This window comes from Streptomyces sp. NBC_00028 (assembly GCF_045041065.1).
GTDB lineage: Bacteria > Actinomycetota > Actinomycetes > Streptomycetales > Streptomycetaceae > Streptomyces.
The window spans coordinates 7,527,622-7,541,451 of the sequence record NZ_CP108293.1 but is presented as its reverse complement, the minus strand read 5'-3'; the positions used below and the strand labels follow the sequence as shown (position 1 = coordinate 7,541,451).

General features: G+C 69.4%; 12 protein-coding genes. 5 read left to right on the top strand and 7 right to left on the bottom strand.

Annotated elements, in window-relative coordinates; genetic code table 11:
* Nucleotides 1-46 precede the first annotated feature (46 nt).
* Nucleotides 47-1,000, bottom strand: coding sequence for a heme o synthase (locus tag OG885_RS33935; protein WP_405738045.1), 954 nt, complete (start codon nt 998-1,000; stop codon nt 47-49).
* Nucleotides 1,001-1,388: 388 nt separating this feature from the next.
* On the opposite strand from OG885_RS33935, the gene tkt reads away from it, so the two are divergent.
* Genes tkt through pgl form a run of 5 tightly spaced genes read left to right on the top strand, consistent with a single transcriptional unit; the run spans nt 1,389 to nt 7,956 of the window.
* A complete protein-coding gene (tkt, locus tag OG885_RS33930) occupies nt 1,389-3,476 on the top strand; it encodes a transketolase (protein WP_405738044.1) in 2,088 nt (695 codons plus the stop codon).
* 33 nt (nt 3,477-3,509) lie between these two features.
* Complete coding sequence (gene tal, locus OG885_RS33925) at nt 3,510-4,628, top strand: transaldolase (RefSeq protein ID WP_405738043.1); 1,119 nt, start codon at nt 3,510-3,512, stop codon at nt 4,626-4,628.
* A 3-nt stretch (nt 4,629-4,631) separates the two neighbouring features.
* Nucleotides 4,632-6,155 carry a glucose-6-phosphate dehydrogenase gene (gene zwf / locus OG885_RS33920; protein WP_399958958.1) on the top strand — a complete coding sequence of 508 codons (1,524 nt, stop codon included), beginning with the start codon at nt 4,632-4,634 and terminating at the stop codon, nt 6,153-6,155.
* The gene (opcA, locus tag OG885_RS33915) at nt 6,152-7,177 is read left to right on the top strand and encodes a glucose-6-phosphate dehydrogenase assembly protein OpcA (protein ID WP_405738042.1); all 1,026 of its coding nucleotides are present in this window, start codon (nt 6,152-6,154) and stop codon (nt 7,175-7,177) included. The genes zwf and opcA overlap by 4 nt, the downstream gene beginning before the upstream one ends.
* A complete protein-coding gene (gene pgl / locus OG885_RS33910) occupies nt 7,174-7,956 on the top strand; it encodes a 6-phosphogluconolactonase (protein ID WP_405738041.1) in 783 nt (260 codons plus the stop codon). The genes opcA and pgl overlap by 4 nt, the downstream gene beginning before the upstream one ends.
* Before the next feature lie 30 nt (nt 7,957-7,986).
* Here pgl and OG885_RS33905 read toward each other — a convergent pair whose 3' ends face one another.
* The 6 genes from OG885_RS33905 to tpiA all read right to left on the bottom strand — a co-directional run bounded on the left by OG885_RS33905 (nt 7,987) and on the right by tpiA (nt 13,830).
* A complete protein-coding gene (locus tag OG885_RS33905) occupies nt 7,987-8,970 on the bottom strand; it encodes a hypothetical protein (RefSeq protein ID WP_405738040.1) in 984 nt (327 codons plus the stop codon).
* Nucleotides 8,971-9,073: 103 nt separating this feature from the next.
* The gene (gene pgi, locus OG885_RS33900; protein WP_405738039.1) at nt 9,074-10,726 is read right to left on the bottom strand and encodes a glucose-6-phosphate isomerase; all 1,653 of its coding nucleotides are present in this window, start codon (nt 10,724-10,726) and stop codon (nt 9,074-9,076) included.
* 52 nt (nt 10,727-10,778) lie between these two features.
* Entirely contained in the window at nt 10,779-12,047 is a 1,269-nt protein-coding gene (locus tag OG885_RS33895; RefSeq protein ID WP_405742993.1) for an MFS transporter, read from the bottom strand.
* A gap of 138 nt (nt 12,048-12,185) precedes the next feature.
* Nucleotides 12,186-12,521, bottom strand: a complete 336-nt coding sequence (locus tag OG885_RS33890; protein ID WP_003957010.1) for an RNA polymerase-binding protein RbpA — start codon at nt 12,519-12,521, stop codon at nt 12,186-12,188.
* A gap of 199 nt (nt 12,522-12,720) precedes the next feature.
* Nucleotides 12,721-12,951, bottom strand: a complete 231-nt coding sequence (secG, locus tag OG885_RS33885) for a preprotein translocase subunit SecG (RefSeq protein ID WP_059197350.1) — start codon at nt 12,949-12,951, stop codon at nt 12,721-12,723.
* A 102-nt stretch (nt 12,952-13,053) separates the two neighbouring features.
* A complete protein-coding gene (gene tpiA / locus OG885_RS33880; RefSeq protein WP_405738038.1) occupies nt 13,054-13,830 on the bottom strand; it encodes a triose-phosphate isomerase in 777 nt (258 codons plus the stop codon).

Below are 13,830 nucleotides of genomic sequence, written 5' to 3'. Positions count from 1 at the left end.
CGACGAGTAGATCAATCGGCGACGGGCGGGGTGCGTGACCCTTGCCTCAGCGCAGGAAGGGGTCGACCGCGATCGCCACGAAGAGCAGCGAGACATAGGTGATCGACCAGTGGAACAGGCGCATCTCCTTGAGCTTCCCGCCCGTCACCTCCGCCTTCGCGCGGTTCTGCAGCGCGTGCGCCTCCCACAGCCACCAGCCGCCGGCGACCACGGCGACCAGCGTGTAGAACCAGCCGGTGTAACCGAGGGGCGTCAGGAGCAGGGAGACGGCGACCATCACCCAGCTGTAGAGGACGATCTGCTTGGCGACCGTCTTGTTGGAGGCGATGACCGGCAGCATGGGCACGCCCACGCGCGCGTAGTCCTCCTTCACCTTCATGGACAGCGGCCAGTAGTGCGGCGGCGTCCAGAAGAAGATGACCAGGAAGAGGATGACCGGCGCCCAGGTGAGCGAGTTCGTCACCGCGGACCAGCCGATCAGGACCGGCATACAGCCGGCGATGCCACCCCACACGATGTTCTGCGAGGTGCGGCGCTTGAGGATCATCGTGTAGACGACGACGTAGAAGAGGAGCGCGCCGAGGGACAGCCAGGCCGACAGCCAGTTGACGGTCAGCCCGAACAGCAGCGTCGAGACGACCGCGAGGCTGATGCCGAAGGCCAGGCACTCGCGCGGCGACACCATGCCGGTGACCAGCGGGCGCTGCGAGGTGCGGTCCATCAGGGCGTCGATGTCCCGGTCGATGTACATGTTCAGCGCGTTGGCGCCGCCCGCCGAGAGGTAGCCGCCGAGGCAGGTGAGAAGCACCAGCGTCAGATCGGGCACCCCCTGCTCGGCGAGGAACATCACCGGAACGGTGGTGATGAGCAGGAGCTCGATGATCCGCGGCTTGGTCAGCGCCACGAATGCCTTGACACGGGCCCCGAACGGCCGGTGAACCGAGCGCTTGCTCTCCCCCAGCACACCGGCTGGACGGGATTCGACGGCCGTCACGCACACCCCTACAGAGACATCCCAGCAAACCCCTCCCGTGTGAAGTCCCGGTAAAGGCTCGCGCGTACCACGCCACTGTAGACGTTGCCCATACCCCGATATTCGCGGGGGTGGGGTCGTGTTGGCAGGCACCCCCGGATGAGTGGAAGGACGCCTTCGCGAGCACGCGCCGGAAGAGCCGATCGGCACTCGGTTGAGCACTCGAACGAGCGGCGCCGTATTCAGTTGCCGAACGCGATTCCGGCCAGTCGGGAGGCGGATCCTCGAAGGGCCCGTCAGTCTGGATTGAGTCGAAAAAACGCACGTACTTACGGGGGTAGGCTCGACAACGGCCGGGGCGCCCGAGCACCGGCATTCGACATGCCTGACATGTGGAGAGGAGCCCTGACACAGGGTGAGCACCAAGCCGACCACCACAGACCTCGAGTGGACCGAGTTGGACCAGCGGGCCGTCGACACCGCCCGCGTCCTGGCCGCCGATGCCGTACAGAAGGTCGGCAACGGCCATCCCGGTACGGCGATGAGCCTGGCGCCTGCCGCGTACACCCTCTTCCAGAAGGTGATGCGGCACGACCCGGCCGACCCGGAGTGGGTCGGACGCGACCGGTTCGTGCTGTCCGCGGGCCACTCGTCCCTGACCCTCTACACCCAGCTCTACCTGGCCGGTTTCGGCCTTGAGCTGGACGACCTGAAGGCGTTCCGGACCTGGGGCTCGAAGACCCCCGGTCACCCGGAGTACGGCCACACCAAGGGCGTCGAGACGACGACCGGCCCGCTGGGCCAGGGTGTCGCCAACGCGGTGGGCATGGCCATGGCCGCCCGCTACGAGCGCGGTCTGTTCGACCCGGAGGCCGCCCCGGGCGAGTCCCCCTTCGACCACTTCGTGTACGCCATCGCCGGTGACGGCTGCCTCCAGGAGGGCATCTCCGCCGAGGCGTCCTCGCTGGCCGGCCACCAGAAGCTCGGCAACCTGGTGCTGCTGTGGGACGACAACCACATCTCCATCGAGGGCGACACGGAGACGGCCGTCTCCGAGGACACCGTCAAGCGCTACGAGGCGTACGGCTGGCACGTGCAGCGCGTCGCCCCGAAGCCGGACGGCGACCTCGACCCGCACGCCCTGTACAACGCCATCGAGGCCGCGAAGCAGGTGACGGACAAGCCGTCCTTCATCGCGATGCGCTCGATCATCGCCTGGCCCGCCCCGAACGCGCAGAACACCGAGGCCGCCCACGGCTCGGCGCTCGGCGACGACGAGGTGGCCGCCACCAAGCGCGTGCTCGGCTTCGACCCGGAGCAGTCCTTCGAGGTCTCGGCCGCGGTCATCGACCACACCCGGCAGGCCCTCGACCGTGGTCGCGAGGCCAAGGCGGGGTGGGAGAAGCAGCTCCAGGAGTGGCGCGACAACAACGTCGAGCGCGCCGCCGAGTTCGACCGCATCGCCGCCGGCGAGCTGCCCAAGGGCTGGGAGGACAAGCTCCCCGTCTTCGAGCCGGGCAAGGGTGTCGCCACGCGTGCCGCGTCCGGCAAGGTGCTCCAGGCCCTCGGCGCGGTCATCCCCGAGCTGTGGGGCGGCTCCGCCGACCTCGCGGGCTCGAACAACACCACGATCGACAAGGACTCGTCCTTCCTGCCGGCGGACAACCCGCTGCCGGAGGCGAGCCCGTACGGCCGCACGATCCACTTCGGCATCCGCGAGCACTCCATGGCCGCGGAGATGAACGGCATCGCGCTGCACGGCAACACCCGTATCTACGGCGGCACCTTCCTGGTGTTCTCCGACTACATGCGCAACGCCGTGCGGCTGTCGGCGCTGATGCACCTGCCGGTGACGTACGTGTGGACGCACGACTCCATCGGTCTCGGCGAGGACGGCCCGACGCACCAGCCGGTCGAGCACCTCGCCTCGCTGCGCGCCATCCCGGGTCTGAACGTGGTCCGCCCGGCCGACGCCAACGAGACCGCGATCGCCTGGCGCGAGATCCTCAAGCGCTGGACGAAGGTCTTCGGCAAGGGCGCCCCGCACGGCCTCGCGCTGACCCGCCAGGGCGTGCCGACGTACGAGTCCAACGAGGACACGGTCAAGGGCGGCTACGTCCTCTTCGAGGCGTCGGGCGGCGCTCCCGAGGTCGTCCTGATCGCCACCGGTTCCGAGGTGCACGTCGCCGTCGAGGCGCGCGAGCAGCTGGAGGCCGACGGTGTGCCCACGCGCGTCGTGTCCATGCCGTGCGTGGAGTGGTTCGAGGAGCAGGACCAGGGGTACCGGGACAGCGTCCTGCCGCCCGCCGTCAAGGCGCGTGTCGCGGTCGAGGCCGGTATCGGTCTGACCTGGCACAAGTACGTCGGCGACGCCGGTCGCATCGTTTCCCTGGAGCACTTCGGTGCTTCCGCCGACGGCAAGGTCCTTTTCCAGGAGTTCGGCTTCACTGCGGAGAACGTGGCCGCGAAGGCCCGGGAATCCCTGGCCGCCGCCCAGCGCTGACGCTGACATACGACACGTAGGAGATGTAATTCCATGACAGACGCACTCAAGCGCCTCTCCGAAGAAGGCGTCGCGATCTGGCTGGACGACCTGTCGCGCAAGCGGATCACGTCCGGCAACCTCGCCGAACTGATCGACCAGCAGCACGTCGTGGGCGTCACCACCAACCCGTCGATCTTCCAGAAGGCGATCTCCCAGGGCGACGGCTACGACCAGCAGCTGTCCGACCTCGCCGCCCGCAAGGTCACCGTCGAAGAGGCCATCCGCATGATCACGACGGCGGACGTCCGTGACGCCGCCGACATCCTGCGCCCGGTCTTCGACGCCACCGGCGGCCAGGACGGCCGCGTGTCGATCGAGGTCGACCCGCGCCTGGCCCACCACACCAAGGCGACGGTCGCCGAGGCCAAGCAGCTGGCCTGGCTGGTCGACCGCCCCAACACGCTCATCAAGATCCCGGCCACCAAGGCGGGCCTGCCGGCCATCACCGAGGTGATCGGCAACGGCATCAGCGTCAACGTCACGTTGATCTTCTCGCTTGAGCGCTACCGCGAGGTCATGGACGCCTACCTCGCGGGCCTGGAGAAGGCCAAGGCCAAGGGCCTCGACCTGTCTCTGATCCACTCGGTCGCCTCCTTCTTCGTGTCCCGCGTGGACACCGAGATCGACAAGCGGCTCGACGCGCTCGGCACCGACGAGGCCAAGGCCGCCCGCGGCAAGGCCGGTGTCGCCAACGCGCGGCTCGCCTACGAGGCGTACGAGGAGGTCTTCTCCTCCGACCGCTGGGCGGCCCTCGACAAGGCGCAGGCCAACAAGCAGCGCCCGCTGTGGGCCTCGACCGGCGTGAAGGACCCCGCCTACAAGGCGACCCTCTACGTCGACGAGCTCGTCGCGCCCAACACGGTGAACACCATGCCGGAGGCCACCCTCCAGGCCACCGAGGAGAGCGGCGAGATCCGCGGCAACGCCGTGGCCGGCACCTATGACCAGTCCCGCGCCGAGATCGACGCGGTGGAGAAGCTCGGGATCTCCTACAACGAGGTCGTGCAGCTGCTGGAGGACGAAGGCGTCGAGAAGTTCGAGGCGTCCTGGAACGACCTGCTCAAGTCGACCGAGGCAGAGCTGGAGCGCCTCGCACCCTCGGAGGGCTAAACCTTGTCGAGCAGCAATCCGCTGCGTGACCCCGCAGACCGACGGCTTCCGCGTATCGCGGGGCCGTCGGGCCTGGTCATCTTCGGCGTCACGGGCGATTTGTCCCGGAAGAAGCTCATGCCCGCCGTGTACGACCTCGCGAACCGGGGTCTGTTGCCGCCGGGCTTCTCGCTGGTCGGCTTCGCCCGCCGCGAGTGGGAGCACGAGGACTTCGCCGCCGAGGTCCACGACGCCGTGAAGGCGCACGCCCGTACGCCGTTCCGTGAGGAGGTCTGGCAGCAGCTCATCCAGGGGATGCGCTTCGTCCAGGGCACCTTCGACGACGACGACGCGTTCGAGCGGCTGCGCGGCACCATCGAGGAGCTCGACAAGGCACAGGGCACGGGCGGCAACTTCGCCTTCTACCTGTCGGTGCCGCCGCGTTCCTTCCCGGTGGTCATCCAGCAGCTGAAGAAGCACGGCCTCGCCGACCAGTCCTCCGGTTCCTGGCGGCGCGCGGTCATCGAGAAGCCCTTCGGCCACGACCTGAAGTCGGCGGAGGACCTCAACAAGGTCGTCCACGAGGTCTTCGGCTCGGACCAGGTCTTCCGCATCGACCACTACCTGGGCAAGGAGACCGTCCAGAACATCCTGGCGCTCCGCTTCGCCAACCAGATGTTCGAGCCGATCTGGAACCGGTCCTTCGTGGACCACGTGCAGATCACCATGGCCGAGGACATCGGCATCGGTGGTCGCGCCGGGTACTACGACGGCATCGGCGCCGCCCGTGACGTCATCCAGAACCACCTTCTCCAGCTCATGGCGCTCACGGCCATGGAGGAGCCCTCGTCCTTCGACGCGGACGCGCTGGCCGCCGAGAAGACCAAGGTGCTCGGCGCGGTGCGGCTGCCGAAGGACCTGGGCCGGGACACCGTCCGCGGTCAGTACGCCGAGGGCTGGCAGGGCGGCGAGCAGGCGGTCGGCTACCTCCAGGAAGACGGCATCGACCCCAAGTCGAAGACCGACACGTACGCCGCGATCAAGCTGGAGGTCGACAACCGCCGCTGGGCGGGCGTCCCCTTCTATCTGCGCACCGGCAAGCGGCTCGGCCGCCGGGTCACGGAGATCGCGGTCGTCTTCCAGCGGGCTCCGCACTCCCCCTTCGACTCGACGGCCACCGAGGAGCTCGGCCAGAACGCGATCGTCATCCGCGTCCAGCCGGACGAGGGCATCACGGTCCGCTTCGGCTCCAAGGTCCCCGGTACGTCCATGGAGATCCGGGACGTGTCGATGGACTTCGCCTACGGCGAGTCCTTCACGGAGTCCTCGCCCGAGGCGTACGAGCGGCTGATCCTCGATGTGCTGCTCGGCGACTCGAACCTCTTCCCGCGCACGGAGGAGGTCGAGCTGTCCTGGAAGATCCTCGACCCGATCGAGCAGTACTGGGACAAGCACGGCAAGCCGGCCCAGTACCCGTCCGGCACCTGGGGGCCGGTCGAGGCGGACGAAATGCTCGCACGAGAGGGACGGAGCTGGCGCCGGCCATGAAGATAGACCTCACGGACACCACCGCCAGCAAGATCAACAAGGCGCTGGTCAAGGGCCGCCGGGCCATCGGCACCCCGGCCGTCGGCATGGTGCTCACGCTGGTCATCGTCACGGACGAGGAGAACGCGTACGACGCCCTGAGGGCCGCCAACGACGCGTCGCGCGAGCACCCCTCGCGCACGCTGGTGGTCATCAAGCGCGTCTCCCGCTCGCCCCGCGACCGTACGCAGTCCCGTCTGGACGCCGAGGTGCGGGTGGGCGCGGACGCGGGCACCGGCGAGACGGTCGTCCTGCGGCTGTACGGCGACGTCGTCCACCACGCCCAGTCGGTGGTCCTGCCGCTGCTGCTGCCCGACGCCCCGGTGGTCGTCTGGTGGCCGGTGGACGCGCCGCTCGACCCGGCGAAGGACCCGCTGGGCGCGCTCGCCCAGCGCCGGGTCACCGACACCTACGCCTCCGAGCAGCCGGTACGGGACCTCGGCGCCCGTGCCGACGCCTACACCCCCGGCGACACCGACCTGTCCTGGACCCGCATCACGCCCTGGCGGTCGATGCTGGCCGCGGCCCTCGACCAGGTCACCGTGGACGTCAAGGGCGTCGAGGTGGAGGGCGAGGAGTTCAACCCGAGCTGTGAGCTGCTCGCCATGTGGCTCGCGGACCGGCTGGACGTACCGGTGAAGCGCTCGCTGTCGAACGGCCCCGGCCTGACCGCGGTCCGTATGGACACCAGCCACGGCCCGATCGTCCTCGACCGCGCGGACGGCGCCCTGGCGACGCTGTCCATCGAGGGCCAGCCGGACCGTGCGGTGGCGCTCAAGCGGCGTGAGACGGCCGAGCTGATCGCGGAGGAGCTGCGGCGCCTCGACCCCGACGACACGTACGCGTCCGCGCTGCGGTTCGGGGTGGAGAAGCTGAATCCGGCTCCGGTGGTCGCCGAAGCGCCTACGGAGGCGCCCGCTCCGGTGAAGAAGGCGGCCGCCAAGCGAGCCCCGGCTTCGTCGCGGAAGGCGGCGGCCAAGTGAGCACTCCGCAGCTGGTCGTGCACCGCGACAAGGAGCTGATGGCGCAGGCCGCCGCGGCCCGCCTGATCACGAAGATCGTGGACGCGCAGGCCTCCCGGGGCTACGCGTCCGTGGTCCTCACCGGCGGACGCAACGGCAACGGTCTGCTGGCCGCGCTGGCGGCGGCGCCCGCCCGGGACGCCGTCGACTGGGGCCGGCTCGACCTGTGGTGGGGCGACGAGCGCTTCCTGCCCGAGGGCGACCCGGACCGCAATGTCACGCAGGCCCGCGAGGCCCTGCTGGACGCGGTGCCGCTCGACCCGAAGCGGGTGCACGCCATGCCCGCCTCGGACGGCCCGTACGGCGCCGACGTGGAAGCGGCGGCCGCCGCGTACGCGGAGGAACTCGCCCGTGCGGCCGGCCCGGAGAACCACGGTTCGGTGCCGACCTTCGACGTCCTGATGCTGGGCGTCGGCCCGGACACGCACGTGGCGTCGCTGTTCCCCGAGCTCCCGGCGGTACGCGAGACGGACCGCACGGTGGTCGGTGTGCACGGCGCCCCGAAGCCCCCGCCGACCCGGGTCACCCTCACCCTGCCCGCCATCCGCGCCGCCCGCGAGGTCTGGCTCCTGGCGGCCGGCGAGGACAAGGCCCAGGCCGCGGCGATCACCCTGTCGGGCGCGGGCGAGATCCAGGCCCCGGCGGCGGGCGCGAAGGGCCGCTCCCGCACCCTGTGGCTCCTGGACGCGTCAGCCGCCTCCCAACTGCCACGCTCGCTGTATCCGCCGGCGTCGTCCTGACGCCTGCGGCACCCCGAGGAACCCGTACGGTCAACTTCCGTACGGGTTCCCGCCGTTGTAAGGGCTCCCGGAGGGCGGGCCGTACGGGTTGTTGCCCTGGTTGTACGGGTGCGCGGGCGGGGGCCCGTACGGGTTGCCGGGCGGCGGTCCGTACGGGTTGCCGTTGCCGGGCTGCGGGCCGTACGGGTTGCCGTACGGATTCCCCTGCGGCGGCACGTACGGCGGGGTGCCCGGCGGCATCGGCGGGGCGTTCGGCGGCATCGGCGGGGTGAACGGAGCCTGGGTGGCCGGGTGGGACGTCAGGCGGATGCCGTAGCGCTGGTCCAGTCGTCGCATCTCCATCAGCGCGATGCCCGTGACCGTCAGGGGCGCGCCCAGGATGAACAGGACGCCCATCCCGAGGCTCATGCCGTGCAGATCGCCTGTGAAGAGGTCGGGCAGGGCCATCAGCCAGGTGGTCACCGTGGCCAGCAGCGGCGGCAGACAGCGGTGCACACCGGCGGTGCCGAAGAAGTTCGCGCCCACGTGCCAGGCACCGCGTCCGACGAAGACCGCCAGCCAGATCACCAACGGGGCGAGCAGCAGGAGGAAGAACCCCGCGGCGGTCGTCGACTGCAGCAGCACGACCGTGAGCACGATCGACCCGACGAAGAGCAGCAGCAGCTTCAGCGAGTTGAACAGCGGCGGTTTCAGCGCCCGGATGTCGCCGTGCCGCTTCCACACCAGGAGCATGACGCCGACCGTCAGCGGCGTGATGAACAGCAGGACGACGGACGCCGTCAGCATGTTCTCCAGCATCTCGTCGAAGGCGAAGCCGCCCTCCACGAAGGTGTAGACGCCGACCGCCGCTATCGTCCCGGCGATGAGACGGATCTTCTTGAGCTGCTCCACGGCCGGGTCGATGGACTCCGGGATCCACGCCGGATGAAACGCGGCCCGTGCCGCGTGCTTCGGCTTCAGCAGATCTCGCGCCGTCAGCGAGCCACCCGTCCAACTGCCTTGCGAACCAGCCACTTTGCACTCCCCCGAGCCATGGCCTCCATGATCGCCGGGAAGTCTACGGGAAGCGGACGGTCCCGCGCCGCCCGCTTTCCCGCATCGTGACCCTCAGCGCCGGCTACCGGCCGCGCAGCTCCCGGTACTTGGCGACCAGGGCCCGGGTCGAGGCATCCAGACCCGGCACGTCCGCGCCCTCCGTGAGCGCCGGTTCGACCCGCTTGGCGAGCACCTTGCCCAGTTCGACGCCCCACTGGTCGAAGGAGTCGATGTTCCACACCGCGCCCTGCACGAACACCTTGTGCTCGTACAGCGCGACGAGCTGCCCGAGCACGGACGGGGTGAGCTCCTTGGCGAGGATCGTCGTCGTCGGGTGGTTGCCCTGGAAGGTCTTGTGGGCCACCAGCTCCTCCGGTACCCCCTCACCCCGCACCTCGTCCGGCGTCTTGCCGAAGGCCAGCGCCTGCGTCTGCGCGAAGAAGTTGGCCATCAGCAGGTCGTGCTGCGCCTTCAGCCCCTCGCTGAGCTCGGCCACCGGCTCGGCGAAGCCGATGAAGTCCGCCGGGATCAGCTTGGTGCCCTGATGGATCAACTGGTAGTACGCGTGCTGCCCGTTGGTGCCGGGCGTGCCCCACACCACCGGCCCGGTCTGCCAGTCCACGGGCCGTCCGTCACGCTGCACCGACTTGCCGTTGGACTCCATGTCCAGCTGCTGCAAGTAGGCGGTGAACTTGGACAGGTAGTGGCTGTACGGCAGCACCGCATGTGACTGGGCGTCGTGGAAGTTGCCGTACCAGATGCCCAACAGGCCCAGCAGCAAAGGCACGTTGGACTCGGCGGGCGCGGTGCGGAAGTGCTCGTCGACGAGCCGGAAGCCGTCGAGCATCTCCCGGAAGCGGTCCGGGCCGATGGCGATCATCAGGGAGAGGCCGATCGCCGAGTCGTAGGAGTAGCGTCCGCCGACCCAGTCCCAGAACTCGAACATGTTGGCCGTGTCGATACCGAAGTCGGCGACCTTCTCGGCGTTGGTCGACAGGGCCACGAAGTGCTTCGCCACCGCTTCCTGACCGGCCTTCAGCTCATCGAGCAGCCACTTTCGCGCCGAGGTCGCGTTGGTGATCGTCTCGATGGTGGTGAAGGTCTTGGACGCGATGACGAACAGCGTCTCCGCCGCGTCCAGGTCACGGGTGGCCTCGTGCAGGTCGGCACCGTCGACGTTCGACACGAAGCGAACGGTCAGGTCGCGGTCGGTGTAGGCGCGCAGCACCTCGTACGCCATCGCCGGACCGAGGTCGGAGCCGCCGATGCCGATGTTGACGACGTTCCTGATCCGCTTGCCGGTGTGGCCGGTCCACTCGCCCGAGCGGACCCGGTCGGCGAAGGCGCTCATCCTGTCGAGCACGGCGTGCACCTGCGGCACCACGTTCTCCCCGTCGACCTCGACCACCGCGTCCGGCGCCGCCCGCAGCGCGGTGTGCAGGACCGCCCGGTCCTCGGTGGTGTTGATCCGCTCGCCGCGGAACATGGCGTCCCGCAGCCCGAACACGTCCGTCGCGGCGGCCAGCTCCCGCAGCAACCGCAGCGTCTCGTCGGTGACCAGGTGCTTGGAGTAGTCGATGTGCAGGTCGCCGACCTGGAGCGTGTAACCGGCGCCGCGCCCGGGGTCGGCGGCGAACAGCTCGCGCAGCCGCACCTCGCCGAGTTCCTCACGGTGCTTGGCCAGAGCGGTCCACTCGGGCGTCTGGTTGAGCCTGGTACGGCCGTCTGCGTTCATGTCCGACTTCCGCCTTCTTTCGTGCTTGTCCCAGCCGGTCCAACCTAGTTGATCAGCGGGTGACGTGAGCTGTCGTGGCGCCGTCCTGCGGTGCAACAACAGGTACGTCCCGCTTGAACGCCGGTATCAACGAGGCGACGGACAGGGTGAAGAAGACGGCCGCGAGCAGGGCCGGGGTGTTGAGCCCCCAGGCGGTGGCGACGGCCCCGCCCAGCAGGGCACCCAGGGGTGCCCCGGCGACACCCAGGGTCCGGAAGGCGGAGCTGACCCGGCCCAGCATCTCGGCGGGGCTGCGCTGCTGCATGAGGGTCGTCGTGTTGACGTTCCACACCATGCCCATGAGCCCGAAGAGGGCCATCGCGGCGACCATGGCGGCCAGGTCGCGGACGGTTCCCATGATGACGAGCGCGCCGATCTGCGTGCTCCCGGCGAGCAGCACCGCCCGTACCCGCCCCATGCGGGAGACGAGCAGCCGGTTGACCGCTCCCCCGGCGAGCGAGCCGAGGGTGTAGGCCGTGGTCGCCGCCGCGTACCCGGTGCGGCCGGCGTCCAGCCAGCCGGTCACCAGGAGGACCATGGTGGCGATGAGGGCGCCCACACCGATGTTGCACAGGGCGGTGGCGGCGCACAGGCCGCGCAGGGCCCGGTCGCGGGCGAGGGTGCGCAGGCCCTCGCCGATCTCCCTGCGCAGGGTGCTGCCGGCCGGTCTCTGCTGACGAGCGGGCGCGGTGGGCCGCAGCGAGGCCACCAGTGCGGCGGCCAGCAGGAAGGTCGCCGCGTCGGCCGCGAAGGGCAGCGCGGCGCCGCCCGCCAGCAGCAGCGGTACGACGGGGGCGCCCAGCAGCCCGCCCGCGATCTTCTGCCCGGTCATCAGCCGGGCGTTGGCGCTGCCGAGGGCGTCGCTGTCGACCAGGGACGGCAGCAACGCGGTGGAGGCGTTGTCGAAGAGGGTCTGGAACGTGGTCAGCGCGAAGGCGAGCGCGATGAGCAGGCCGATGGAGGCGTGCCCCAGGCCGACGGCGACGGCGAAGCAGGCGACGAGCAGACCTCGTAGGGCATCCACCGTCCACATCGCGCGCCGCTGGTCCACGCGGTCCGCGACGGCGCCGCCGAGCAGTCCGAACACCAGCCAGGGCAGATATCCGCAAGCGGTGACGGCCGCTATCGCCAGGGGCTCGTCGGTCAGGGTGGTGGCCAGCAGCGGCAGCGCCGCCGTACGCAGCGCGTCTCCGAAACTGGAGAGCACCGCGGCGCCCCACAGGCGCCCGAACCCTCCACGCCACGCGGGCGCACGCACGCCCGTCACCTCGACCGTGACCACAGTTCCCCCCACGATTTCGCACGCCTTGAAGCGATGCACAAACCGTAGAGGCCACCACTGACAACGTGGTGGGCCTGTGGATAACTCACAGAACAGCTCCGGCCAGGCACCTCTCGGTACCCGGCCGGTCGTCAACTTCTAGATCTCGCCCCGCAGTTTGGCGAGTGCCTCGGCGAGGATCGCCTCGCCGTCCGCGTCGCTGCGCCGCTCCCGTACATACGCGAGGTGCGTCTTGTACGGCTCGGTGCGCGGGGGGTCCGGCGGGTTGTCCCGGTCCTGTCCGGCGGGGAAGCCGCAGCGCGGGCAGTCCCAGGTGTCGGGGACCTGCGCGTCGCTGGCGAAGCTGGGCTGCGTCTCGTGCCCGTTGGAGCACCAGAAGGAGATGCGCAGTCGGGGCGCGGACTCGCCCCGCTCGGCCTCGCCCATCGGCCCCGCCCCGACCCGGCTTCCTCGGATCGCGTTGCCACTTGCCACGGTCGTAACTCCCTGCGTGATGGTGCCGCGAAGCGAGTCGGCGTTTCGCTTCGTTGCGAGCGCCTCAGTCTACGTAAGGCCCAACGCGCGTCCAGTGATTGGAGTTACAGCCCCCACATCTAGACGCAAGCCCCATGATAGGCCGCGCTCAGGGGCGCGTACCGAACATGGGGCCTTACGTACGGAATGGTTGTGCCGGTCAGTTGTTCGTCTTCATCAGCAGACCGAGCACGATGATGCACGCGAACCAGAGCAGACCGACCACGATGGTGATCCGGTCCAGGTTGCGCTCGGCGACGGACGAACCGCCGACGGAGGACTGCATGCCGCCGCCGAACATGTCGGAGAGGCCGCCACCCTTGCCCTTGTGCATCAGCACCAGCAGCATCATCAGCGCGCTGAAGACGATCAGGGCGATCGAGAACCCCATAACCACGGCTGGACCAACTTCCTCGGATCTGGACGGACGACGGGGGCACAGCCGCCGGGCTGTGCCCCCGCAAGGGTACGACGGATCGCCGCTACCGCATACTTACTGGTCGCGGAAGCGCACGATCTTGACGAACTCGTCGGCATCGAGCGACGCACCGCCCACGAGGGCGCCGTCGATGTCGGCCTGCGCCATGATCTCGGCGACGTTGCCCGACTTCACGGAGCCGCCGTACTGGATGCGGACCTGGTCGGCCAGCTCCTGCGAGTACAGCTCGGCGACCTTGCCGCGGATGGCCGCGCAGACCTCCTGGGCGTCCTCGGCGCCGCAGACCTTGCCGGTGCCGATGGCCCACACGGGCTCGTAGGCGATCACGACGGACTCGGCCTGCTCGGCCGGGAGGTCCTTCAGACCGCCCTCGACCTGGGCGAGGGTGTGGGAGACGTGGTTGCCCGCCTCGCGGACGTCCAGTTCCTCGCCGACGCACAGGATCGGGGTCAGACCGTGCTTGTAGGCGGCCTTGACCTTGGCGTTCACGATCTCGTCGGTCTCGGCGTGGTACTGACGGCGCTCGGAGTGGCCGACGGCCACGTACGTGCACTTCAGCTTGGCCAGCATCGCCCCGGAGATCTCGCCGGTGTAGGCGCCGGAGTCCTGGGCCGAGATGTCCTGGGCACCGTACTTGATCTTGAGCTTGTCGCCGTCGACCAGGGTCTGCACGGAGCGCAGGTCGGTGAAGGGCGGCAGGACGGCGACCTCGACGGCCTCGTAGTCCTTGTCGGCCAGGGCGAAAGCGAGCTTCTGGACGTGCGCGATGGCCTCGAGGTGGTTGAGGTTCATCTTCCAGTTACCCGCCATGATCGGCGTGCGAGTGGTCAT